The following is a 24,235-nucleotide window of genomic DNA, read 5'->3' as shown; positions in this document are numbered from 1 at the left end:
ATAGCGTTCACTGAGAGGGGGTATGCGTTGGCGGAGCGCACCGCACACGCGCTTTCCGATTACGCGCAGACAGGTGAAGATGACCCTGGCTGGTACGTTTCCGTTTCGCGCGGGTTCGGTGAGGGGAAGGCCGACCTGCGCGCATGGACGGCGCTCGCGTGGGAAGCGTCGGACGCGCTTCTGTTCGTGGGCGCGGCGGGCATCGCCGTGCGGGCGATCGCGCCGCATGTCGCCTCGAAGGCAACCGATTCCGCGGTTGTGGTGATCGACGAGGCTGGGCGCTTTGCCGTCCCGCTTTTGTCGGGGCATTTGGGCGGTGCGAACGAGCTTGCGCAAACTGTGGCACGCGCGGCAGGGGCCATCCCCGTCATCACCACGGCGACCGACGTCCGCGGCGTGTGGGCGGTGGATACGTGGGCGCGCTGTGCGGGGCTCGTCGTTTCGAATCCCGAGGCTATCAAGCGAGTGTCGGCGCGGCTGCTTTCGGGCGGGCGCGTGGCGCTCTATTCCGACATGCCGATTTCGGGACAGCCTCCTGAGGGGGTTGACATTGCGTCCGACCGCGCTCGGGCCGATATCGTCGTGTCGCCGTTCGCTGGCGCGAATGCAGGTGCGTCCGTTCGCGCGTCGGAGACAACGGGCGAGGTCGTGCCCGCCGGTGAGACGGGGAAGCCGGCGGGCGTGCGGGCGCAGGCGCCTGCGCCCGAGCCGCTTCGCCTTGTCGTGCCCTGCATCGTTGCGGGCATAGGGTGCCGTCGCGGTGCGTGCGCCGAAGCGATCGAGGAGGCGTTTCTTCTCGCGTGCGGGCAGGTGGGTATCTCGCCTTCGGCCGTGCGCGAGGCGGCGACGATCGACGTGAAGGCGCACGAGGAGGGTCTGCTCGCCTTCTGCCGCGCGCGCAATATTCCGCTTGCGACGTATTCCGCAGATGAGTTGTCGCAAGGCGAAGGCAGCATTTCGCCATCTGATTTCGTGCGCGCGACGGTGGGGGTCGACAACGTGTGCGAGCGCGCGGCGCTCGCGGACGGGGGCAAACTTATCTTCCCGAAGCTCGCTCACGGCGGCGTGACCGTCGCGTTTTCCAAGGTAACTATCGAACTTTCGTTTAAGGAGCGGTGATGGGAAAGCTCTTCGTGGTGGGGATCGGCCCGGGCGGCCCCGACGGCATGACGATTGCGGCCCGGCGCGCGCTCGAGGCGGCCGACATCGTTGTGGGGTACACGAAATACGTGGAGCTCGCGCTCGCCGCCGTGCCCGACGCGGCGCATCTCGCGACGCCGATGATGCACGAGGTTGAACGGTGCCGCCTGGCGCTTTCGCGCGCGCAGAGCGGAGAAGCCGTGGCGCTCGTGTGCAGCGGTGACGCGGGCGTGTACGGCATGGCGAGCCCCGTGCTGGAGCTTGCGGAGGACTACCCCGATGTAGACGTGGAAGTTATCGCCGGGGCCACCGCGGCTCAGAGCGGGTCGGCGGTGCTCGGCGCCCCGCTTGCCCACGACTTCGCGGTCGTGTCGCTCTCCGACCTGCTCACGCCGTGGGAGGTCATCGAGCGCAGGCTCGCCGCCGTGGCGAGCGCCGACTTCTGCATCTGTTTGTACAACCCGCGCAGCAGAAAGCGCGCCGACAGGCTCTCGCGCGCGGCGAAGATTATGCTCGAATGGAAGGCCCCCGACACGCTCTGCGGCTGGGTACGCAACATCGGGCGCGAGGGGCAGCAGTCGGGCATGTGCAGGCTCTCCGAGCTGGGGGAGATCGACGCCGACATGTTCACCACCGTGTTCGTCGGCAACGCTGACACGAAGCGCGTAGGCGGCCGTATGGTCACGCCGCGCGGGTATCGGGAGATTCCATGCGAAAGGTAACGATCATCGGGGCGGGGCCCGGAAACCCCGACTTGCTCTCGCGCGCGGCGCTCGACGCGATCGACATCGCCGACGTGGTCATCGGCGCTCATCGCGCGCTTGCCGGCATCGACGTGCCGCCCGACGTGGTGAGATGCGAGCTCGTGAAGACGGCGGACATCGTCGCCGCGCTCACCGATGCGGCGTCGTGGCGGCGCGCCGTGGTCGTGATGACGGGCGATGTGGGGCTGTTCAGCGGCGCGCGCCGCCTGGTGGAGGCGCTCTCCGGCGACGCGCAGGTGGACGTGCGCGTTGTTCCCGGCATAAGCTCAGCGTCGTATCTCGCCGCGCGCCTTGCGCGTCCATGGCAGGATTGGCGCTTTGCGAGCGCTCACGGCGTGGCGTGCGACATCGTGGCCGAGGCCGAGCGCGCAGGTGAGCTCTTCCTCGCCACGTCGGGCGGGGAAGACCCCTCGCGGCTTTCGTGCGAGCTTGCGCAAGCGGGCTTCGGGGACGCGCGCGTGACGGTGGCCGAGCGCCTGTCGTACCCCGACGAGCGCATCACCTGCGCGACCGCAAGTGAAATCGCAGGTCAGACGTTTGACGACTTGAACGTGATGCTTATCGAGTTCGCATCCCGCGCCGCGAGTTCCCGCTGGCCGTACGCTTCCTCGGGCATTCCCGACGAGCTCTTCATCCGCGGCGACGTTCCCATGACCAAGCAGGAGGTGCGCGCAGTCGCGCTCGCGAAGCTGCGCCTTACCGCTACCGACACCGTGTGGGACGTCGGAGCCGGCACGGGGAGCGTGTCGATCGAGGCGGCGCTCGTCGCGCGAGCGGGGTCGGTATGGGCGGTCGAGCGCAACGCGGCCGGCGTGCGGCTCATCCGAGAGAACGCGGATGCATTCGGGTGCGGCAACGTGCATGCGGTCCCCGGTGTCGCCCCCGAAGCGCTCGCGAAACTGCCCGTTCCCGACGCTGTGTTCGTCGGCGGGAGCGCGGGCGAGCTTCCCTCCATCGTGGAGGCAGCGCTCGAGAAGAACTCGCAGGTTCGCCTGTGCGTGCCATGCGTCACTGTTGAGACGCTCACCGAGGCGTGCGCGCTCCTCTCGGGTTCGCGCTTTAAGGGGTTCGAGGCGTGCCAGGTGTCGGCCGCCCGCGCCGAGGCTGTAGGCTCGCACCATCTTATGAAGGCGCAAAACCCCGTGTTCCTCGTCAGCGCGCGTGGTGCAGGTGGGGAAGGCGGCGCCCGGTGAGCACGTCCATCCCGCGCTTCATGGTCGCTGCGCCCTCGAGTGGGAGCGGCAAGACGGTCGTAACGTGCGCGCTCCTGCGCGCGTTCGCGCGCCGCGGCCTTGCATGCGCGGCCTTCAAATGCGGCCCCGACTACATTGACCCGCTCTTTCATCGCCGCGTCGTGGGTGCGCGCTCGGGCAACTTAGACGGCTTCTTCACCGACGCCCCGACGCTGCGCGCCCTGCTCGCACGCGGCGCCGCGGGCGCGGATGTCGCGGTGCTCGAGGGGGTCATGGGCTTCTACGACGGCATGGCGCCCGGCGTGGCCGACGCGAGCAGCTACCAGGTTGCGCGCGACACGGAAACGCCGGTCGTTTTAGTGGTGAACGGGCGCGGGGCGTCTTTATCGCTCGCCGCCGTAATCCGCGGCATCGCCGAGTTCCTGCCTTGTGCGAACGTGCGCGGCGTCGTGCTGAACAAGACGAGCGCCGCTGCCTGCGCCTACGCGGCGCCTGCGATCGAGAAGCACACGGGCGTCGCGGTTTTGGGTAATATTCCCGCCGACGAGGCGTTCTCGCTCGAAAGCCGGCATCTGGGGCTTGTGACCGCCGACGAAGTCAAGCAGCTCTCCGCGCGCATCGACAAGATGGCCGAGCTGGTGGAAAAGAGCGTCAACGTCGACCGCTTGCTTGAAATAGCGGCGACGGCACCCGATATCTGCGAGGAACCTTATCGGTTGGAGCCGATCGCGGGAGCGCGGCCCATCGTCGCCGTCGCGCGTGACGAGGCGTTCTCGTTTTACTACGAGGAGAACCTGCGCGCGCTCGAGGACCTGGGTTGCGAGCTGGCCTTTTTCAGCCCCCTGTGTGATAGCGAGTTGCCCCGGGGGACAAGCGCCCTCTATCTGGGGGGCGGCTACCCGGAGCTCCATGCGCGGCAGCTCTCCGAGAACGCGCCGATGCGCGAGGCGGTGCGGCGCGCGGTGGAATCTGGCATGCCGACGGTCGCCGAATGCGGTGGGTTTCTGTATCTGCAGCGCGAAATCGCCGATAGCGAGGGGCGGCGCTGGCCTGTTGCGGGCGCCCTTGAGGGCGTAAGCGAGAACGGGGGAAGGCTGTCCCATTTCGGGTACGTGGAGCTCACTTCTCAACGCGACGGGCTCTACGGGCCGCGCGGCACACGCATCCGCGCGCACGAGTTCCACTACTGGCAGTCCACCTGCCCGGGCGGCGACTTCTGGGCGCAGAAGCCCCGGCGCGACAAGGGCTGGCCGTGCATGACGACCACCCCGTCCCTGGTTGCGGGCTTCCCGCATGTGTACTATCCTGCGAACCCCGACGTTGCGCGCGCGTTCGCGTCTGCCGCAGCGTCGTTCGCAGAGAGGAGACGGCATGGCTGAAGCAACCGAAACCGCGCTTGCCTGCATCCGCGAGGAAGTCGAGCGCGCGTTCTCGTCGGCGCCGGGCGCCGTGCTCGAAGCCGCGCTCTCCCGGATTGCGCCCGCAGACGAGTGCGCCCGCGCCGCCGCGTACGCCGCGTGGGACTCCATCGCGCACCCCTTGGGGGGATTGGGCGACTTTGAAGACGCCGTCGCGTGTATCGCCGCAGCTCAGGGGAGCGCCGAGGTGGTCGAGTTTCCCCGTGCGCTCGCGGTATTCTTCTCCGACAACGGGGTCGTTGCCGAAGGCGTGTCGCAAAGCGGGCAAGACGTGACGCGAGTCGTCGCGCGCAACATGTGCGAAGGGGCCACGAGCGCCTGCCGCATGGCGGCGTTCGCGGGTGCCGAGGTCGTGCCCGTCGACGTGGGTATGGCCTGGGGCATAGAAGACGCGCGCATGGTGCGCGCGAACGTGCGGCGGGGGAGCGGCAACATCGCGTACGGCCCCGCTATGTCTCGCGATGGGGCCGTGCGCGCGATCGAGGTCGGAATCGCCGTCGCGTGCGGGCTTGCCCGCGCCGGCGTGCGCCTTCTCGCCGCGGGCGAGATGGGCATCGGCAACACGACCACCTCGGCGGCGGTGGCCGCAGTGCTCCTCCGGACGGACGCGCGGAGTCTCGTCGGGCGCGGCGCGGGGCTCTCGGACGCCTCGCTCGCGCGCAAGCGCGACGTGGTCGAGCGCGCTATCGACGCGAACTCGCCCGATCCCGCCGACCCGATCGACGTGCTCTCGAAGGTGGGCGGCTTCGACATCGCGGCGATGTGCGGTTTCTACCTGGGGGCCGCGGCCTCGAAGGCGCCGGCGCTCCTCGACGGGGTCATATCCTGCACGGCGGCCCTGTGCGCGGCGCGCCTGTGCCCCAACGCCTTGGGTTACCTCGTGGGCACCCACACATCAAGCGAACCCGCAAGCCAGGAGCTCCTTCGCGAGCTCGGCATAAAGGCACCCCTCGACGCAGGCATGCACTTGGGCGAGGGCGCGGGCGCCATGGCGTATCTGCCCCTTCTGGATTCGGCGCTGCGCGTGTACCGGGATGGGAAGACGTTCACGGCGACTGGCATGGCTGCTTACGAGCATTTCGAGGCCGGGAAATGACGGTAACGCTCGTCATCGGCGCCGCCGCGAGCGGCAAGAGCGCCTACGCCGAGTCCCTGTGCCTCGGGCACGACGGACCCCGCGTGTACCTGGCAACGATGGAGCCCTTCGGGGAAGAGGGCGCCCGCCGCATCGCGCGCCATCGGGGGCTGCGCGAGGGCAAGGGGTTTTCCACCCTCGAGCGCACGCGTGACGTGGGCGCCGCAGTGTCCGGGCTTCCGCGCGGCTGCACGCTTCTTTTGGAGGACGTGGGCAACCTGGTTGCGAACGAGCTTTTCGCGGAAGGCGGCTTGTCCCCACGTGACCCCGACGCTGCGGCGCGCGAGGTGCTCGGAGGCATCGAACGGCTCGCTCAGGCCGCTGCGTATACGGTGGTGGTCTCCGTCGACGTGTTCGCCGATGGGATGCGCTACGATGAGGGGACCGAGGCATGGAGGCGCGCGCTTGCGCGCGTGAACGCGGGCGTGGCGGCGCTGGCCGACCGCGCAGTCGAAGTGGTGTGCGGGATTCCCGTGTGGATGAAAGGCGAAGGGCCTACAAGGTGAAGATAGCAGAGGCAATCGGCGCGGCGTTCGGAACGTTCTCGCGCATCCCCGTCCCGAAATCGACCTGGACCGATTTCGGATCAACCCATGCGCTTGCCGCGTTTCCCCTGGTGGGCGTTGCGGAAGGCTTCCTCATGACGGCGTGGGGGTACATGGCGAACCTGTTCGGCGTGCCCGCGACCATCGTCGCGGCTGTGCTCGTGGCGCTGCCTGTGGCGGTGACGGGAGGCATCCACCTAGACGGGCTCTGCGACACCTCCGATGCGCTTGCAAGTTGGGCCCCACGCGAGCGAAAGCTCGAGATCATGCACGACCCGCGGGCGGGCGCCTTCGGGGTCATCGGTGTTGTCGTGTACCTTATTCTGCAGTTTTCCCTGTTCACCGCGCTGCCGCTTACGGCGGGGACGTTCCTTGCGCTTCTGTGCTCGCTCGTGTTCTCCCGCGCGCTTTCGGGGCTCGCCGTTGAATGTTGGCCTGCCGCGCGGGCGGACGGCATGGCCGCGGGACTCTCGCCTTCGAAGAAGCGCGCGGCGATCGTCGTGCCGCTTTGCGCTTTCGCTGCGGCTTCGGCTGCAGGGATGGTCGCGTGCGCTCGGGCCGTCGGCGCCCTTATGGCGGTGGCGGGGCTTTTGGCGCTCGCGTGGTATCGCCATGTTGCCCTGTCCCGCTTCGGCGGGGTGACGGGGGATTTGGCCGGATGGTTTCTGCAATGGGCCGAGCTCGCGATGCTTGCCATGCTGGTGGCGGGGGGCATGCTCCTATGATGCTCGTGGTAGGTGGCGCGCATTCGGGGAAGAGGACCTTCGTGCGCGAAAAGCTCGGGTTCGCGGCGGACGATTTCGTCGACGCGGCGCAGCTTGCGGAGGGCGTCGTGCCCGCGGTTTTTGCCGGCCGTGTCGCGTACCGTGCTGAGGAACTCGTACGCACGCTCGACGCTGACCGGGCGCTCGAGCGGCTGATTGGCTTCGACGCAGTGATTCTGACCTTGGTCGGCTCGGGGGTCGTCCCTATGCGTGCGGAAGACGCCCAATGGCGCGAGCGCGCGGGGCGCCTGGGATGCGCGCTCGCTGCGCGCGCCGACGTCGTCGTGCGCATGACGTGCGGGATTCCCCAGGTCATCAAAGGAAACCTTGCCGATGCGCCTCGAGGGACGCTGGGCGCGGGCGCGCCTTTGGAAGTCATCTTCGTGCGCCATGGTGCCACGGCGGGCACGGAAGACCATCGCTACAGCGGGGCGGGCACCGACGAGCCCCTGTCGAGCGCGGGCGAGCGCGCTTTGCGCGACCTCGCGTGCGATCGTGACGTGTTCCGTGTTATCACGAGCGGCATGGCCCGCACCGACCAGACGGCACGCATTCTCTTCCCGAACGCGGAGCTTATGGCGTGCCCCGGTCTGCGCGAGATAGATTTCGGCGACTTCGAGGGGCGAAGCGCCGCCGAACTTAAAGAGGATGCGCGTTACCGCGCCTGGGTAGACTCCTGGTGTGAGACGCGCTGCCCGCATGGCGAGGGCAAGAGCGATTTCACCCGCCGCGTCGTCGCGGCGTTTCGGGAGGCGTGCGAATCGGAGCGCGCCCAGGGGAGTGGGCGCGCCGTCTTCGTCGTTCACGCGGGTACCGTGAAAGCGCTGCTCTCCGAGCTAGCTGTCCCGAAAATGGGATACTTCGACGTGCATACCGAGCCGGGTGGTGCATGGGCCGCCACCTGGGATGGGCGCTGCCTTCGCGACGTTCGCCCCGCTTCGGGGGGCGATGCCCGGTGATGACGATTCTTGCCGTCGCCGCCGGGTTCGCGGCCGACCTTGCCTTCGGCGACCCGCGCTGGCTTCCCCATCCCGTCGTCGCCATGGGGCGCGCGATCACGTGGGCCGAAGGCCGCCTGCGGGGCGCATTCCCGCAAACGTCCGCGGGCACGCGCGCCGCAGGGCTTGTGCTCGCCGTGGCGCTTCCGCTTGCGTGTGGGCTTTTGACCTGGGGAATCCTGCATCTTTGCGGCATGGTTCACTCCGGCTTGCGCTTCGTGGCCGAGGCATGGGCAAGCTATCAGATTCTCGCGGCATGCGAGCTTCGCCGCCAGAGCCTGGCCGTGGCCCGCGCGTTCTCGAAGGGCGGCCTTGTCGCGGCTCGCGAAGCCGTCGGGCTCATCGTGGGACGCGACACGTCTGTTCTCGACGAGCAGGGCGTTGCGCGCGCCGCCGTGGAAACGGTGGCGGAGAACGCGAGCGACGGCGTCATCGCGCCGCTTTTCTACCTTATGATCGGGGGTGCGCCCTTGGGCATGGCGTACAAGGCGGTGAACACGCTCGACAGCATGGTGGGCTACAAAAATGAGCGCTACATCGACTTCGGCTGCGCCTCGGCGCGCCTCGACGATGCGGTGAACTGGATTCCCTCGCGCTTATCGGCCCTGCTCATGATCGCCGTGTGCCCGATCGTCGGGCTCGACGCGCGCGGGGCGGCGCGCATCTGGCGCCGCGACAGGCGTCGCCATGCGAGCCCCAACTCGGCGCAGACCGAGTCAGCGTGCGCGGGCGCGCTCGGGCTGCGCCTGGCGGGACCCGCGGTGTATTTCGGCAAGCTCGTTGAGAAACCGACGATAGGCGACGCGTCCCGCGAAATCGAGTGGGGCGACATCGCACGGGCGATAAGGCTCATGCTCGCCGCGTCCGTATGCGCGCTCGTCGTCTTCGGCGCCGCGCGCGCGGCGGTCGTGCTCGCCGTGGGGGCGATGGCATGAGGGAAGACCACGCCGCGCCCCAGGCTGCCGGGGGAATCCTGCGCGCCCGTACGCATGGGGGCAGCTCGCAATCGCTCGGCATCGCTTGCGAAGGGGGCGCCTCCGACCTCATTGACTTCTCGGTGAACGTGAATCCGGCAGGCCCCTCGCCGCGCGCCGTCGCCGCAGCTTGCAAGGCGCTTTCTCGAATCGACGCCTACCCCGATAGGGAAAGCCTCGCCCTCGTTCGCGCCCTAGGGCGCGCCCAGGGCATTCCCGAAGATACTATCGTCTGCGGCGCGGGCGCGTCTGACATCATCTGGCGGCTCGCCGCGGCGGTACGCCCGAAACGCATCGTCGTGTGCGCGCCGACGTTCTCTGAATATGCGGAGGCGGCATCGTACTACGGTGCATGCGTGCAGGAGTTCCCGCTCTCCGAGGCGGATGACTTCGACGTGCCCGCCTCCTTCGCCCGCGCGATCGAGGGGCCGGGAGACGTGGCGTACCTCTGCAATCCGAACAACCCGACGGGGCGCCTCGTCGACCCCCGCGTGATCGATGCCGCGGCTTGCCGCTGCGAGCAGGTGGGCGCGCTGCTCGTCGTGGACGAGTGCTTCCTCGGATTTGCGCCCGACGCCCGCGAAAGGAGCGTGGCCGCACGCGCCGCGTGTTCGCACCATGTGGCCGTGCTCTCCGCGTTCACCAAGCTCTACGGAATGGCAGGGTTGCGGTTGGGGTATCTGATCAGCGGAAACGCCCAACTCATCGAGGGGATTCGTCGGGCGGGGCAGGCGTGGCCCGTCTCCTCGGTCGCCGAGGCCGCGGGCATCGCCGCCCTGGAAGACGTCGAATACGTCTCGCGCACGCGCGATGTATTGGCGGGCGAGCGAGCGTGGCTTTCCCACGAGCTCTCCTCGCTCGGGCTTTCCGTCGTGCCGTCGGATGCGAACTTCCTTTTAGTCCGCACGCCGGCGAAAGACATCCCCGAGCGCCTGTATAAACAGGGGGTTTTGGTCCGCACGTGCGACTCGTTTTCGATACTGTCCCGTTTCTGGTGCCGCGTCGCCGTGCGCACGCACAAGGAGAATGCCCGGCTTGCGATGGCGTTCAGCCGCGCGCTTCGGGCGGAAGGCGCATCGGGCGAAGGCGAACCCGACGAACGGGGCGGCGCTTCTTGCAGCGGCGCTATGGCGGGCGCGGATGGCCGAGGCTCGGCGAAGGAGGTCGATACCCGTGGGTAGGGCGAAGCCCATCATGATCCAGGGCACCATGTCGAACGCGGGGAAGAGCCTGCTTGCGGCGGGGCTGTGCCGTGTGCTTTCGCAGGACGGCCTGCGCGTGGCTCCCTTCAAGAGCCAGAACATGGCGCTCAACAGCGGTGTCACGGCCGACGGGCTCGAGATGGGGCGCGCTCAGATCATGCAGGCCGAGGCGTGCGGCATCGCGCCCGACGTGCGCATGAACCCCATCCTGCTCAAGCCCGAAAGCGATCACCGAAGCCAGCTCATCGTGGCCGGCAAGGCGCAGGGAGCCTTCGCTGCGAGGGACTACTTCGCGCGAAAGAAGGCGCTCATGCCGCAGATTTTGGAGGCGTTCGATTCGCTCGCGGAGGAAAACGACGTCATCGTCATCGAGGGCGCCGGCAGTCCCGTCGAAATCAACCTTGCCGAAAACGACATCGTCAACATGGGGCTCGCGCGCGCCGTGTCCTCCCCCGTTCTGCTCGCGGGCGACATCGACCCAGGCGGGGTGTTTGCCCAGCTCTACGGCACGGTCGCGCTCCTTGCGCCCGAGGACCGCGCGCTTTTGCGGGGGCTTATGGTGAACAAGTTCCGCGGCGATGTGGAAATCCTGCGTCCGGGTTTGGCTCCGCTCGAGAAAATGTGCGGGGTTCCCGTCGTGGGGGTCGTGCCGTATCTTACGCTCGACCTGGACGACGAGGACTCGCTCGCGCCGCGCCTAACTGCCCGCGAGGCGCGCGGCGTCATCGACGTCGCCGTCGTGCGCCTTCCGCATCTGTCGAACTTCACCGACTTCGACCCGCTTTCGCGCGTGCCCGGCATGGGCGTGCGCTACGTTTCCTCGACGACCGATCTGGGCCGACCCGACCTGGTGGTGCTTCCCGGCTCGAAGTCCACGGTCGACGACGCGCGCTGGCTTGCGGCTAGCGGCATCGGAGCCTGTGTACGCGCGCTTTCGGGCGCGGGCACGCCGGTGCTCGGCATATGCGGAGGCTACCAGCTTTTGGGAGACGAGCTTTCGGACCCGCACGGCAGGGAAGGCGCTGGCACCGCGCGCGGGCTCGGGCTCATCCCTGCAAGTACGGTGTTCAAGGAGGAAAAGCGCCTCGCCCAGTCGGAGCTGCGCATCACGGGCGCCCAAGGCGCGTTCTCGGTGTGGAACGGCATGACGGCGCGTGGGTACGAGATTCACGACGGCGAAACGACCGTCTCCTGCGCCCCTGCGGGCACGATTGGCGGCAAACCAGAAGGCGCGGCCTGCGGAAACGTGTTCGGAACCTATCTCCACGGCCTGTTCGACGAACCGGGGGTGGCGCTCGCCCTCGCGCGCTCGCTCGCGCGCATGCGCGGCCTGCCCGAGAGCGTCGTGGGTGCTGCGGGCGCGGCGTCCGCGGCCGATCACCGTGCGCGCGAGTTCGACCGCCTGGCCGACGTCGTGCGCGGAGCGCTCGACATGGAGTATGTCTACCGCATTATCGAGGAGGGCGTATGATTCACGTGTATCATGGCGACGGCAAAGGCAAGACCACGGCGGCGATGGGCCTCGCCCTTCGCATGCTCGCCGCAGGCCGCCGCGTCGTCGTCGTGCAGTTCCTGAAAGACGGCGAAAGCGGGGAGGCGCGCCTGCTCGCCGAGCATTTCGGCGTGCCCGTGTTCGCGGGGAAGGTGTCGGACAAGTTTACCTGGTCGATGTCGTCGGAAGAACTTGCCGCTACGTGCGAGCTGCACGATGGGAACCTCGCTTCCGCGCTTGCCGAGCTCGAGGGCGCGCAGGAGGGGCTGCTCGTGCTCGACGAGGCGCTCGATGCGCTTTCGAAGGGGCTTGTCGACGAGGCGCTCGTGGACCGCGCGCTCGATATGTCCGCGCGCGGCGTCGAAGTAGCGCTCACCGGGCGCGCGCCTTCCCGCAAGATCGTGGAGAAGGCCGACTACATAACCGAGATGCGGTGCGAGAAACACCCCTACGAGCAGGGGATATGTGCAAGGGAAGGAGTGGAGTACTAGATGGATTCCAAGGAGATGGCGCCCGGCGACATCGAGCGGCGCAGCTTCGAGATCATCACCGAAGAGCTCGGCGGCCGCACGTTCCCGCCGCTCGAAGAACCCGTCGTGAAGCGCGTCATCCACACCACTGCCGACTTCTCGTACGCCGATTCCCTCGTTTTCACTCATGACGCCGCGCACTGTGCGCTCGACGCACTGCGCGCAGGGGCCACGGTGCTCACCGATACGAACATGGCGCTCGCAGGCATAAGCAAGCCTGCGCTCGCGAAGCTCGGCTGCAAGGCCGTGTGCTACATGGCCGACCCTGATGTCGCCGTGGCTGCGCGCGCCGCGGGCACGACTCGCGCCGTTGCGAGCATGGACAAAGCTTGCGGCATCGAGGGTCCGCTCATCGTGGCCGTCGGCAACGCTCCCACAGCACTTCTGCGCCTCGCCGAGCTCATGGACGAGGGGAAGATCGCGCCCGCGCTCGTCGTTGGGGTGCCGGTCGGGTTTGTGAACGTGGTCGAGGCGAAAGAGGAGCTACTCGCGCGACGCGCGCCGGCCATCGTCGCGAGGGGTCGCAAGGGTGGTTCGACCGTGGCGGCCGCCATTATGAACGCGCTGCTCTACCAGATCACGCGCCCAGGCGGCCCGAAGTGACGGCGCCCGCATCTGCGCCGGCGCTGCGCATCTTCGCCGGCACCACCGAGGGCCGCCTTCTGTGCGAATGGGCGAGCGGGGCGGGCATCCCCGCCCGTGCCTACGCGGCAACCGAGTACGGAGGCGAGCTTTTGGGCGAGCTTCCGGGCATCGAGGTGCATGCGAGCAGGCTCGACGAGGCCGACATGGAGCGCGAGCTTTCCGGCGCGCGCATCGTCGTCGACGCCACGCACCCCTTCGCTACGCTCGCCAGCGGCAACATCCGGGCCGCTTCGCTTGCCGTGGGTGTACGATGTCTGCGCCTTGCGCGTGCGGCCGAGGCGCTGCCCAAAGGCGTCGTGTCGGTCGCGTCGATCGCCTGCGCGGCGCGCTTTCTCTCCGAGAACCCGGGTCGCGCGCTTCTCACGACGGGGAGCAAGGAGCTTGCTCCCTATACGCGCGTCGCCGATTTCTCGGAGCGCTTCTTCGTGCGTGTGCTCCCGCTGCCCGGTGCTATAACGAAGTGCATCGACGCGGGGTTTTCGCCGTCGCACGTCATCGGCATGCAGGGGCCCTTCACCCGCGAGCTCAACGAGGCGATGCTTCGGCAGGTGGGAGCCCAGTGGCTTGTGACCAAGGACTCGGGAACCGTAGGCGGCACGGCCGAGAAGCTTGCCGCCGCGCGCGACGTGGGAGCGCGCTGCATCGTGGTCACCCGTCCCGCCGAGGGAGACGGGGGCCTTTCGCTTCGGGAAGTGGAAGACGCACTCTTACGGGAGTTCGCGCGCTAGGCGCTCGCCGCGCCTGCGCGTCCTCCCGCCCGCGAGGAGGAGCGCCCCGAGCAAGCTCGAGCCGTACAAGACCGTCATCCGCCAATAGCTCGAGGAGGACGCCCGGAACTGGCGCAAGCAGCCCTTAAATAAGTTGCGGTGAAATAGTGTCTGTTTTGCTACTAGATAGCATATTCAGTCCCTAATTCACCGCAACTTGTTGGTGGTGGCTTACTGGTAGCGTAGGCACTCCACCGGGTCGAGCTTTGCCGCGCGTCGAGCGGGGTAGAAGCCAAAGATTACGCCGATGCCGACCGATACGGCAAACGCGATCAACACTGTCGTAATGGAGAAGCTTGGCGTGATCGTCCCGGTAGCTCCAAACTCGCTCATGATGCCCGAGCTTGCGGCAAAGAACGTGAGTCCCCATGCCAGCAGATAGCCAATCAGGACACCCAACAGTCCGCCGGTGACGCACAGCGCCGAGGACTCGGCCAAAAACTGCGCGGTGATATCGCGACGACTGGCGCCCAGGGCACGGCGAATACCGATCTCGCGGATGCGCTCAGTCACGTTGGTGAGCATCATATTCATAATGCCGATACCGCCGACAAGCAGCGAGATGCTGGCGACAGCACCCATGATGAGCGAGAACGCGCTCATAAAGGAGTTGAGTGCATCGATAGCGCTTTTCATGGAGGTCGCCGATACACTGTCGTATTCATCATCCTCCGCGATGCCCTTCATCGCGCGCACCTTGGACTCGATGGTCTTACAAAGCTCATCCATGTCCGTACCCTCGGCGGCGAGTGCCGTCACGCTGGGGAATGAAGGATTCTCGTCGCCAAACAGCCCGGAGATGGTTTCGCGTGGCATATACAGCGTGAGCGAGCCCATGGAGTCGCTGCCGCCATCAATCACGCCGACAATCTGCACCTCGCCGTTGGACACCTTGATGGTTTTCCCCAGCGCATCCTGTTCGTTGCCGTACAGCTGATCGGCGCCGCTGCGGCTGATGAGCGCCACGCGCGAGCCTGATTGGGACTCGGCCTGGGAATAGATGCGCCCCGCAACGAGCTTGCTGGCCCCCACGGCGTCGAGCATGTCGCTATCGACACCCTGCGCCATGACGGTATAGCTTTTATCGCCGGTCTTGTACTCGGTATACGCGCTGTCGACAATGCCGATCTGCTCTATCTGCGGCACCAGCTTTTGAAGCTTCTCGATGTCCGACTCGGTGAGTTCTTGCGACGAATAGATTTGCACCATGCGTGCCGCATTGAGGCCCAGGCTGTTGACCAGGGTGTTTTGGATGCCGCCGATGAGTGAGGTCATGGCGATAACCGAGGCGATGCCGATGACAATGCCCAGGATGGTGAGCAGGCTGCGCCCCTTGTTGGCCTCGAGCGAGTGAAGGGCTTCCTGGATGAGATCGCGGGCGCTCATGCCACCACTCCTTTCGGCGGGTTGGCGGAGGCGGAAATCATGGGCAGGCTATCTACGGCGCTGCGCAGGGTCTGCGGTGCATGTGGAATATACGCGCCGTCGTGAATGCGACCATCGCGGATGGTCACGGCACGGTCGGCTTCGGCGGCGATGCCGGGGTCGTGTGTGATAAGAACGATGGTTTTGCCGCGCTCCTGGAGCTTATGGAAGGTCTCCATCACAAGCGCTCCAGTCGCGGAGTCCAGGTTTCCCGTCGGCTCGTCGGCCAGAATGATGGGCGGGTCATTGACGAGGGCGCGCGCGATGGCGACGCGCTGCATCTGTCCGCCTGAGAGCTCTGATATGCGGTGGTCCCAGTGGTCGACCGGCAGCGTGACGGCTTGCAGGGCGTGGACGGCGCGCATTTCGCGCTGGCTACGGGGCACATTGGTGTAGGCCAGCGGCAGCATGACGTTTTCGATAACCGAGAGGCGCGGCAGCAGGTTGAAGCTCTGAAAGACAAAGCCAATGCTCAGGGCGCGAACTTCGGTCAGCTCGTCATCATCGAGCTCGGCCACGTTGAGCCCTTGCAGGTAATAGTCGCCCGCCGTCGGCTTATCCAGGCAGCCCAGGATGTTCATGAGCGTTGATTTGCCTGAGCCCGAGGGGCCAGTGATAGCGACGAATTCGCCGCTCATTACCGCAAGGCTCACGTTGTGCAGGATGTGGGCGCAACCTGCCTCGCTCTCAAAGATGCGGTGCACGTTGCGAATGTCGATAACGGGACGCATTACATGTCCTCATCGGCAGTCATACTGCCCGAATCCGCGCTGTAGCCGCCGTCAGCCGTTGCGTCCGCTCCGGTGTCCATGACGAGGGTGTCGCCATCGCGCAGCTTGGTAACCGGCACGTCAGGGTTGATCTCGTTGCCCTGGTCGTCGCGCTTGACCTGTGTCTTGCCGACTACGGCTTCGTTGTCGTTTTGTGTCACGACGGCCACCTTCACGCGATGGGTTTGCTTGCCCTCGTCATCGGTTGCCACGTTGACGTAATAGTGTTCGCCGTCTTCGGTCATGAGCGCCATCGTCGGCACCATCACCACGTCGTCGAGCTGCTCGGTCACCACCGATACCTCGGCCGTCATGCCCGGCTTCAGGCGCGCGTCGGGTGCCTCGATGAGGATGTCGACGTTAAAGGTTACGTTGCCGCCGCCACCGTTTGCGGCGTCGGAGTTTGCCACCGACGCGATGGCCGTGACGGTTCCCTGGCTCACGATATCGGGAAACGCGGGATACGTGACGTTGGCTCTCTGCCCAACGGCGATCTTGGCGATGTCCTTTTCGCCCACCTGCACGGTCACCTTCATCTTGGATAGGTCGGCGATCTGCATGCATTGCTTGCCGCCGCTCGTATCGCTTTCGCCCATGATCATGCCGCCTGTTACCGTGGCGCCCACCTTGGCGTTGAGCTCCACGATGCTACCCGAGCTCGGGGCCGTGACCGTGCGACTGGCGGCCTTGGCGTTCGCCTGGTCGAGGTTTGCCTGGGCCGATGCGAGGCTGCGCTGCGCGGCCGATACGGCGTTCGTGTCCGCTGATGCGGCGGAGACGTCAGCCGCTGCGGAAGCTCCATCGACGTCCGTCGTTGGGGTGGCCTGCGCGGCGGCTGCGGCTTTCTGTGCGTTGGCGAGGTCTTCCTGAGCGGCTGCAACTGCACGCTGCGCCTCGGCAACGTTGCGATCGAGCTCGTCGTTTTTAATGGTCATAAGCACGTCGCCCTCGTTGACGGATTGGCCTGCCTGCACGTTGATCGAATCGACCGTGCCGTCGACAGAAGGGGAGACCACTGAGGACGAAATGGGTTTGAGTTGGCCTTTCGCCTCGACCGTTGAGCTAAACGTGCCCTCGGTCACCATGTCGGTCACAGGCCCGCTAGCGCCTTGTGGCTGCGCATTGATAACCAGGGTTGCGACAATGGCAATGAGCGCGATGGCACCCACGACGCCGGCGGCAATACCGCGTCGAATCAGCTTTTTGCGTCGACGTTCGGCGCGTTTTGCCTTGAGCTTGGCATATGCCTCTTCATCGGAAATCTCGGCCGTATCGTTCGCGCGTCCGCTCTGCTTGTCGGTGTGTGCGTTTGTAATCAGAGGAATCGTTTCGGTGGCACCTTCGGGCGTGTGCTCGGTATCATCCGGGCCCGGGGTGATGGTGGGGACATTCGGCATAGCGTCTCCTTTATAGAAAGAACCTTGATAAGTATATGCGCCCACCGGTTGGGGTGGGCGCATAGAACGGTTTCTTTCGGAACTGTTAGATTGGTCGCAGCGGTTCCACGTTGTAGGAATGCGCGCGTTGCACTATGAGTGGACAACCACGCACAGGCCGACTTTGATGCAGTCGTGCAGTGCCTTGGCGTCTGCCAGGCGCAGGTTGATGCAACCGTGGCTGCCGCACCACTTGTACGACTCGGCATTATCGAAGCTCTTGTCGTTTTGCCAGGTGGCATCGTGGAAGCCGATCATATTGCCCTCAAACGGCATCCAGTAGCTCACCGGGCTTTCGTATTTGGGCTTACCGGTCTCGGGGTCCTTGGCTCCGATCAGGGTGCTGCCGCCGTCGTTGCTGTTGATCTGCCACACGCCCTCGGGGGTTGCGTCTTCGCCCGGTTTGCCGGAAATAAAGTTGGCCTCCCAAACGATATTACCGTTCTCGTCATAGTAGCGCGCGTGCTGCTCGGACAGGTCGACGTCGATATACGCCTTCCAGTCGGGCTCTCCCTTTGCGGTAAAGGTGTCGGCCTTCTGGGAGTACTTGATCTCGATTTCGCCGGTCTGCTTGTTGTTAATGGCGTCCTCGACCTGCTTGGCGAGCGAGCTGCTGTCGATGGACCAACCAAAGTCACCGCCTTCGACGGCGCACTGCTTGCCATCGGCGCGCGTCCACCAGCGAGTGGAGCCAACGGTATTAAAGCCGTTGGCGAGCTCGGCTGCCCAGCTGCTGATCTGCGACGTATCGAGCGTGGGGTTGGCCGGATCGGCGAAGCTGATCCACTGCAACACGGAGCTGCCATCAACCTTGCCGGCATCCTCGCCGTTAAGCTTGAGGGTCACGTTGACGCCCAGGAAGTTGTTGGCGGCATCGCATGCGGCCTGAATCTGATTATCGGTCAGCGTTCCATTGAGCGGCTCATAGGCATCGTTGCCGAGCTTGGAAAGATCTACGGTCTCGACCAGCGAGGCAAGCTCGAGTTCGGCATACTTAATGACATGCTCGCGGTTGAGTTTTTCGTTGGAGCGCGCCTTCTCGACGGTAAACTTGCCGGCTTGCTCGTCATAGGAGCTATTGGCCTCGAACGTGCCCGAACGCCCCTCGTTAAACTCGTCGATGGCGGCGCCCAGATCCTTCTCAAACTTCTTTTGGTCAAAGGCGTCGGAGAGCATGGACAGGTCGACGTCTTGATCAAGATCGACTTCGTTGGAGGTAGCGGCTGTTTTGGTCTTGCCGCTTATGGATTCCACAAGGCGGACCGGCCAAATAAAGGCTTCGTTGTGGTTGATGATTTCTTTTGCAGCAGCTTCACCGTCGACGATGGGTTCATCGGACTCGGGCTGATAGGTCCAGCTAAAGTCATCGCCTGTCACGGTGAGCTTATAGTGCTTCCATGCCGAGTTGACCTTAGTGGCGGCAGACGAAGCGTTGGAGAACGAGACGTCGACGCCGGCAATGGTAGTGTTGGGGTAGGCTAGCTGCGAAAACGCTACGATGCCAACGATATAGACAATGACGATAAGACCCAGGACGACAAAGAGCGTCGTTTTTTTGCCCGACTTATTGTTGCCGGCGGGTTTGCGCGCGGGGCCGCGATCGCCTCGAGCGTGCGTGGGGGGCTGCTTGGGCGCATTGCCGTTTGCCTGGCGCTGCTGACGTTGTTGACGCTGCTGTCGCTGTTGGTTCGGGCGTTGGGAAGCGTTTGCTGCACCGCGCTGCTGACCGTGACTCGGCGCGATGGGACGCGGTGACTGAACGCCGCCGGTGTGCCTGCTCGGCTGCTGCGGATCGGGAATCAGTTGAGTTCGATCGTTTTGCGACATCGTATGCATATCCTTCGAATTTCGCCTTATGGCTCATCGTGTTTTTACTGGGCTTGCATTATAGCGATTGCCCTGCTGTTTGTGGTACGGAAACGGTGGCATTCAAAAGAGGTGGGACATTTGTCCCACCTTTGAGTCATACTTTGCCGTTATCCGCACACGCCGCATTTTGCACAGGCCGAAAGTGCGGCCGGAGCCTGCGCGATGCCGCCCTTGGCCGTCTCGCGCAACGTGGCAGGCAGGGCGTGGCCCACCGAGAGCATGACGTGTGCCATCTGGTCAAACGGCACCAGGCTCTTGATGCCGGCGAGGGCGAGTTGCGCCGAGCTAAAGGCCGCGGCCACACCTATGGCGTTGCGGTTTTGGCAGGGCACCTCCACGAGGCCACCGACAGGGTCGCAAACGAGGCCCAACAGGTTGCTCAGCGCGATGGAGCTGGCATCGAGCGCTTGCTCGGGCGTGCCATCCATCATCTGGACCAGTGCGGCGGCGGCCATGGCGGCAGCGCTTCCAACCTCGGCCTGGCATCCGCCCTCGGCGCCGGCGACGCAGGCACTCGTGGTGAGGTTGAGGCCGATGGCGGCGGCGCAGTAGAGGGCATCCATGACCTGTTCGTCGTCGAGCTGGAGGCGATCGGCGAGCGCCAGCACGCAGCCGGGTACGACGCCCGCGGAGCCGGCCGTGGGGGCGGCGACGATCACACCCATGGTGGCGGAGCGCTCGAGCACGGCCATCGCTCGGGACACGGCATCGGTCTGAACGGGGCCCATTAGGCTTGTGCTCAAATCGTTGCGGCAGGTGGCATCGACGAGTTTGGCTTCGCCGCCGATAAGCCCGCCGAGCGATTGCTGCGGATTGGCGATGGGGGCCGTGGTCTCTTCGCGCATGACGTCGAGCACGCGGCGCATGGCTGCGATAGCATGGGCCTCGCCGGTCAGACGCGCCTCACGCATGGCCATAACGGCGCCAATATTCAGGCCGAGCTCGGCGCACGCATCGAGCAGCTGCTCGCCGTCGTCGAAGATCTCTTTGGCCGAGACGCCGGGGGAGAGCGACGAGGCCGAGCCTGGGAGCTCGATAAAGGTGGCGTAATCGACATTGTCGAGCTTGCGCAGCATGGGGATGACGGTGTCGTCGGGAGCGCCGTCGGTTTCAAAGACGGAATAGGCCTGGCCTCCCACCTCGGTGCGGTAGGTGCGGCAGAAGGCGATGTTCACGTGTGCGTAGGCAAGCAGGTTCGTGAGCGCTGCGAGCACGCCGGGGACATCCTGGTGAGCCACGAAGAGCGTGGAATACATGCCCGAGATATCGACGCCGACGCCGTTGATACGGCTGATGCGCATCTTGCCGCCGCCGAGGCTTTCACCGCGGACCTGTGCCGTGGCGCCCGTGTCGTCGACCATGTCGATGTCGACGGTGTTGGGGTGGATGGAGGCGTCGTCGCCCTTGATGTCAAAGTGATATTCGAGGCCCTGCTCGCGTGCGAGGTCGAAGGCCTGCTTGATGTTCTCGTCATCGGTGTCGAGGCCCAGGATGCCCGCGACGAGCGCACGATCGGTGCCGTGGCCGCGGTGGGTGTGGGCGAAGGAGTTCCACAGGCCAAAGGTGACTTTGGTGATGTGGCCTTCCAACAGGCTGGCGGCAACTTGGGCGCAGCGCAGGGCGCCGGCGGTGTGCGATGAGCTGGGGCCGACCATGACGGGGCCCAAGATCTCGAATGCCGAGGTCGTAGCTAGTGTTTGCGGCTTGCCTGCCATATGCGCTCCTGTTCTATCCCGTCGTCCCGAGGGACGAGGCATACTCTGTCCCGCCGTTCCGAGGGCTTTGGTATTTGGTCGCCTGCTCGGGCAGTCCTGCTCGCACGGAGAGCACATTAAGTGCTCTCCGGCTCGTGCGGAACTCGCGACCGACCAAATACCAAAGCCCTCGGAACTTAGGATACATGGTTGGAGTCGCTCTGCTGCGAAATTTATCGGCCTATGACCTATTCCATGTCCCAGGTCGGCTCATCTTCACCACCTTTAAATAAAAAAGAAGTACCGGTTGGAGCCGGTACTTCTTTTGGTGCGTTGTTTCTTTGCTGTAGCTTTTGCCGTTAGCTTACAGGCCGCAGGCTGCTTTGAGCTCTTCGACTCGGTCGGTTTTCTCCCAGGTGAAGTCGGCGTCTTCGCGGCCGAAGTGACCGTAGGCTGCCGTCTTTTCGTAGATGGGGCGACGCAGGTCGAGGTCGCGGATGATTGCGCCCGGGCGCAGGTCGAAGGTCTTCTCTACGGCCTCGACGATCTTGTCCTCGGCAACATGCGCGGTACCGAAGGTGTCGACCATGATTGAGAGGGGCTTGGAAACGCCGATGGCGTAGGCAAGCTCAACTTCGCAGCGGTCGGCCAGACCGGCGGCGACCACGTTCTTGGCGACCCAGCGCGCGGCATACGCGGCGGAGCGGTCGACCTTGGTGCAGTCCTTGCCGCTAAAGGCGCCACCGCCGTGACGGCCGTAGCCGCCGTAGGTGTCGACGATGATCTTGCGGCCGGTCAGGCCCGTGTCGCCCATGGGGCCGCCCACGACAAAGCGACCAGTGGGGTTCACGTAGATGTCCGCGTTGTCCCACGGCATGTTCTCGGCGGCCATGACCGGGGTGATGACGTGCTCAATGAGGTCGGCCTTGATCTTGCCCATATCCTCGATCTCGGCGGCGTGCTGCGTGGAGATGACGATGGTCGTGACCTCGACGGGCTTGCCATCCTCGTAGCGCACGGTGACCTGGGTTTTGCCATCGGGACGCAGATAGACGAGGGTGCCGTCGTGGCGCACGGCTGCCAGGCGCTCGGCCAAGCGGCTGGCAAGGTAGTGTGGCATGGGCATGAGGGTCTTGGTCTCGTTGGAGGCATAACCGAACATCATGCCCTGGTCGCCGGCACCGATAAGGTCGATCGGGTCGGTGGTGGCGCCGGTCTGGGTCTCGAAGGACTCGTCAACGCCCTGGGCGATATCGGGGGACTGCTCGTGAATGAGGCTCATGACGCCGCAGGTATCGCAGTCAAAGCCAAACTTGGCGCGGTTGTAGCCGATGCGGCGGATGACGTCGCGGGCGATTTCCTGTACGTCGACGTAGGCCTGGGTGCGAATCTCGCCGGCGACGATGACGGTGCCGGTGGTCACGAGGGTCTCGCAGGCGCAGCGGACGTTCTCCACGTTGGCGGGCACGCCGTTGGGGGCGATGTAGCCCTGCTCCTGCAGCTCTATTTCTTTGGCGAGGATTGCGTCGAGGACGGCGTCGCTGATCTGGTCAGCGATCTTATCGGGATGACCTTCGGTCACCGACTCCGACGTAAAAACAAAGGACCCGTGTTGGGGCGGGATGGAACGAAGTTCTTCTGACATGATTGTCCTTTCAAAAACGTGTCCCGGCGACCGTTACCATTCCGCCGGGCTCTCTATGCAATGGCACATCATAGCGCGTAAATCAAACATTCACACCCTTTCCGCACCTAGTCATTGGGTACTCATTGGGGACAGACTTAAATGACCAGCCTTCCTAAGTGCTGACAGGTTGCCCAAAGACTGGTCATTTAAGTCTGTCCCCAATGAGTAGGTCGGTGCCCTTTTGTGCGGAGGTTGCTTTGTTGCTTTATACTGGTGCGGTTAGACATCCATCCTGCAATCGAGGAGATTTCCATGGCATCAGACGTTCGCGTCCGCTTTGCACCCTCACCGACGGGCAAGCTGCACATCGGCGGCGCCCGCACCGCTATCTATAACTGGGCTTTCGCCCGCGCAAACGGCGGCACGTTCATCCTGCGCATCGACGACACCGACCCCACCCGCTCCACCGACGAGAACACGCAGATCATCCTGCGCGCCATGCGTTGGCTGGGCCTGGACTGGGACGAGGGTCCCGAGGTGGGCGGCGACTTTGGCCCCTACGCCCAGACCGAGCGCCTGGACCTGTACAAGCAGGCTGCCCAGAAGCTTTGGGACGAGGGCAAGGCCTATCCCTGCTTCTGCACTAAGGAGCAGCTCGACGCCGACCGCAAGGCCGCTCAGGAGCGCAAGGACCCCTTCCAGGGCTATCAACGTCGTTGCCGCGATCTTGATCCCGAGGAGGCCCGCCGCCGTATCGAGGCCGGCGAGTCCTACGTCCTGCGCATCAAGGTGCCCGAGGACCGCGGCGACGTCGTCATCCACGACGCCGTCCACGGCGAGGTGACCTTCGACGCCAAGGAGCTCGACGACTTTGTCATCTTCCGCTCCGACGGCACGCCCACGTACAACTTCGCGACCGTCGTCGACGACGCCATGATGAAGATCACCCATGTCATCCGCGGCGACGACCACCTGTCCAACACCCCGCGTCAGGTCATGGTCTACGAGGCCCTCGGCGCGCCTGTGCCCACGTTTGCCCACATCTCCATGATCCTGGGTGCCGACGGCAAAAAGCTCTCCAAGCGCCACGGCGCCACCTCGGTGGAGGAGTACCGCGACGCCGGTTACCTGTCCGATGCCTTCGTCAACTACCTGGCGCTGCTCGGCTGGTCGCTCGACGGCGAGACCACGATCATCCCGCGCGATGTCCTGGCCAGCAAGTTCTCGCTCGACCGCATCTCCAAGAACCCGGCGACCTTCGATCCCAAGAAGCTCGATTGGGTCAATGCCGAGTACATCAACGGCATGTCCGATGCTCAGTTTGCCGACGAGATCATGGTCCCCGAGCTGCACGAGGCGGGTCTCATCGAGGGCAATGTCGAGTACGGCGAGGATTGGATCGACGCGCTTGCCGCCATCGTCAAGCCGCGCACCAAGATGCCGGCCGACGCCGTGACCGTCGCCGCTCCCATCTTCGCTACGGCCGAGACGCTCGAGTATGACGAGAAGTCCGTCAACAAGGGCCTGGCCAAGGAGGGCATGGGTGCCATTCTGGATGCCGCCAAGGCCGCGCTCGAGGGTGTGAACGAGTGGACGGCTGCCAACATCGACGCCGCTCTTGAGCCACTGCCCGAGCAGATGGACCTCAAGAAGCGCGTGGTGTTCCAGGCCGTGCGCGTCGCCGTCTGCGGCAACATGGTGAGCCCTCCGCTGGGCGAGACCATGGCGCTCGTCGGTCGTGACGACTGCCTGGCGCGCATTGACCGCGCCCGCACGATGGTGCTGTAATCGCTGCGCAAACGTATGTATCCGAGCCCCGTTCACTCAGAGCGGGGCTCTTGTTTCTG

General features: G+C 65.2%; 21 protein-coding genes. 15 read left to right on the top strand and 6 right to left on the bottom strand.

Annotated elements, in window-relative coordinates:
* Positions 1-27 precede the first annotated feature (27 nt).
* The 14 genes from I2H19_RS03550 to cobK are packed head-to-tail and all read left to right on the top strand — an operon-like array spanning position 28 to position 13,528.
* Positions 28-1,119 (top strand): cobalt-precorrin 5A hydrolase, encoded by a 1,092-nt coding sequence (locus I2H19_RS03550; protein WP_229089761.1) that lies wholly within the window; start codon positions 28-30, stop codon positions 1,117-1,119.
* Positions 1,119-1,862, top strand: a complete 744-nt coding sequence (gene cobJ, locus I2H19_RS03545; RefSeq protein WP_099431699.1) for a precorrin-3B C(17)-methyltransferase — start codon at positions 1,119-1,121, stop codon at positions 1,860-1,862. The genes I2H19_RS03550 and cobJ overlap by 1 nt, the downstream gene beginning before the upstream one ends.
* Positions 1,850-3,097 carry a precorrin-6y C5,15-methyltransferase (decarboxylating) subunit CbiE gene (cbiE, locus tag I2H19_RS03540; RefSeq protein ID WP_195621300.1) on the top strand — a complete coding sequence of 416 codons (1,248 nt, stop codon included), beginning with the start codon at positions 1,850-1,852 and terminating at the stop codon, positions 3,095-3,097. Before cobJ ends, cbiE begins: the two co-directional genes overlap by 13 nt.
* A complete protein-coding gene (locus tag I2H19_RS03535) occupies positions 3,094-4,476 on the top strand; it encodes a cobyrinate a,c-diamide synthase (protein WP_271745714.1) in 1,383 nt (460 codons plus the stop codon). Before cbiE ends, I2H19_RS03535 begins: the two co-directional genes overlap by 4 nt.
* The gene (cobT, locus tag I2H19_RS03530; RefSeq protein WP_195621299.1) at positions 4,469-5,611 is read left to right on the top strand and encodes a nicotinate-nucleotide--dimethylbenzimidazole phosphoribosyltransferase; all 1,143 of its coding nucleotides are present in this window, start codon (positions 4,469-4,471) and stop codon (positions 5,609-5,611) included. Before I2H19_RS03535 ends, cobT begins: the two co-directional genes overlap by 8 nt.
* A complete protein-coding gene (locus I2H19_RS03525; RefSeq protein ID WP_195621298.1) occupies positions 5,608-6,156 on the top strand; it encodes a bifunctional adenosylcobinamide kinase/adenosylcobinamide-phosphate guanylyltransferase in 549 nt (182 codons plus the stop codon). Before cobT ends, I2H19_RS03525 begins: the two co-directional genes overlap by 4 nt.
* Positions 6,042-6,920: an adenosylcobinamide-GDP ribazoletransferase gene (locus I2H19_RS03520; protein ID WP_229089760.1), complete on the top strand. Its 879-nt coding sequence runs from the start codon at positions 6,042-6,044 to the stop codon at positions 6,918-6,920. The genes I2H19_RS03525 and I2H19_RS03520 overlap by 115 nt, the downstream gene beginning before the upstream one ends.
* The gene (locus I2H19_RS03515; protein ID WP_195621296.1) at positions 6,917-7,918 is read left to right on the top strand and encodes a histidine phosphatase family protein; all 1,002 of its coding nucleotides are present in this window, start codon (positions 6,917-6,919) and stop codon (positions 7,916-7,918) included. Before I2H19_RS03520 ends, I2H19_RS03515 begins: the two co-directional genes overlap by 4 nt.
* Positions 7,918-8,892: an adenosylcobinamide-phosphate synthase CbiB gene (cbiB, locus tag I2H19_RS03510; RefSeq protein WP_195621370.1), complete on the top strand. Its 975-nt coding sequence runs from the start codon at positions 7,918-7,920 to the stop codon at positions 8,890-8,892. The genes I2H19_RS03515 and cbiB overlap by 1 nt, the downstream gene beginning before the upstream one ends.
* Positions 8,889-10,112: a pyridoxal phosphate-dependent aminotransferase gene (locus I2H19_RS03505; RefSeq protein ID WP_195621295.1), complete on the top strand. Its 1,224-nt coding sequence runs from the start codon at positions 8,889-8,891 to the stop codon at positions 10,110-10,112. Before cbiB ends, I2H19_RS03505 begins: the two co-directional genes overlap by 4 nt.
* Positions 10,105-11,604: a cobyric acid synthase gene (locus I2H19_RS03500; RefSeq protein ID WP_249360938.1), complete on the top strand. Its 1,500-nt coding sequence runs from the start codon at positions 10,105-10,107 to the stop codon at positions 11,602-11,604. The genes I2H19_RS03505 and I2H19_RS03500 overlap by 8 nt, the downstream gene beginning before the upstream one ends.
* Positions 11,601-12,116, top strand: coding sequence for a cob(I)yrinic acid a,c-diamide adenosyltransferase (locus tag I2H19_RS03495; protein WP_055310663.1), 516 nt, complete (start codon positions 11,601-11,603; stop codon positions 12,114-12,116). Before I2H19_RS03500 ends, I2H19_RS03495 begins: the two co-directional genes overlap by 4 nt.
* Positions 12,117-12,758, top strand: coding sequence for a precorrin-8X methylmutase (locus tag I2H19_RS03490; protein WP_055310664.1), 642 nt, complete (start codon positions 12,117-12,119; stop codon positions 12,756-12,758).
* Positions 12,755-13,528, top strand: coding sequence for a precorrin-6A reductase (gene cobK, locus I2H19_RS03485; RefSeq protein ID WP_195245783.1), 774 nt, complete (start codon positions 12,755-12,757; stop codon positions 13,526-13,528). Before I2H19_RS03490 ends, cobK begins: the two co-directional genes overlap by 4 nt.
* Positions 13,529-13,738: 210 nt before the next feature.
* Here the strand turns inward: cobK and I2H19_RS03480 are convergent, their stop codons facing one another.
* From I2H19_RS03480 to metK, 6 genes are all read right to left on the bottom strand, one after another.
* Positions 13,739-14,953 carry an ABC transporter permease gene (locus I2H19_RS03480; protein ID WP_195621294.1) on the bottom strand — a complete coding sequence of 405 codons (1,215 nt, stop codon included), beginning with the start codon at positions 14,951-14,953 and terminating at the stop codon, positions 13,739-13,741.
* Entirely contained in the window at positions 14,950-15,723 is a 774-nt protein-coding gene (locus I2H19_RS03475) for an ABC transporter ATP-binding protein (RefSeq protein ID WP_152068029.1), read from the bottom strand. Before I2H19_RS03475 ends, I2H19_RS03480 begins: the two co-directional genes overlap by 4 nt.
* Positions 15,723-17,159, bottom strand: coding sequence for an efflux RND transporter periplasmic adaptor subunit (locus tag I2H19_RS03470; protein ID WP_195621293.1), 1,437 nt, complete (start codon positions 17,157-17,159; stop codon positions 15,723-15,725). Before I2H19_RS03470 ends, I2H19_RS03475 begins: the two co-directional genes overlap by 1 nt.
* 132 nt (positions 17,160-17,291) lie before the next feature.
* Positions 17,292-19,025 carry a L,D-transpeptidase gene (locus I2H19_RS03465; protein ID WP_195621291.1) on the bottom strand — a complete coding sequence of 578 codons (1,734 nt, stop codon included), beginning with the start codon at positions 19,023-19,025 and terminating at the stop codon, positions 17,292-17,294.
* Between the two features lie 149 nt (positions 19,026-19,174).
* Positions 19,175-20,782, bottom strand: a complete 1,608-nt coding sequence (gene sdaAA, locus I2H19_RS03460; RefSeq protein WP_195621289.1) for an L-serine ammonia-lyase, iron-sulfur-dependent, subunit alpha — start codon at positions 20,780-20,782, stop codon at positions 19,175-19,177.
* Positions 20,783-21,125: 343 nt separating this feature from the next.
* The gene (gene metK, locus I2H19_RS03455; RefSeq protein WP_195621287.1) at positions 21,126-22,406 is read right to left on the bottom strand and encodes a methionine adenosyltransferase; all 1,281 of its coding nucleotides are present in this window, start codon (positions 22,404-22,406) and stop codon (positions 21,126-21,128) included.
* A 294-nt stretch (positions 22,407-22,700) separates the two neighbouring features.
* Between metK and gltX the strand changes: the two genes are divergently transcribed.
* Positions 22,701-24,176 carry a glutamate--tRNA ligase gene (gltX, locus tag I2H19_RS03450; RefSeq protein WP_195621285.1) on the top strand — a complete coding sequence of 492 codons (1,476 nt, stop codon included), beginning with the start codon at positions 22,701-22,703 and terminating at the stop codon, positions 24,174-24,176.
* Positions 24,177-24,235: the final 59 nt, after the last annotated feature.

The sequence above is a fragment of the Collinsella aerofaciens genome (assembly GCF_015560135.1).
Lineage (GTDB): Bacteria > Actinomycetota > Coriobacteriia > Coriobacteriales > Coriobacteriaceae > Collinsella > Collinsella aerofaciens_AN.
The sequence above is the reverse complement of the archived record's forward strand: the minus strand, read 5'-3'. Positions and strand labels throughout refer to the sequence as shown.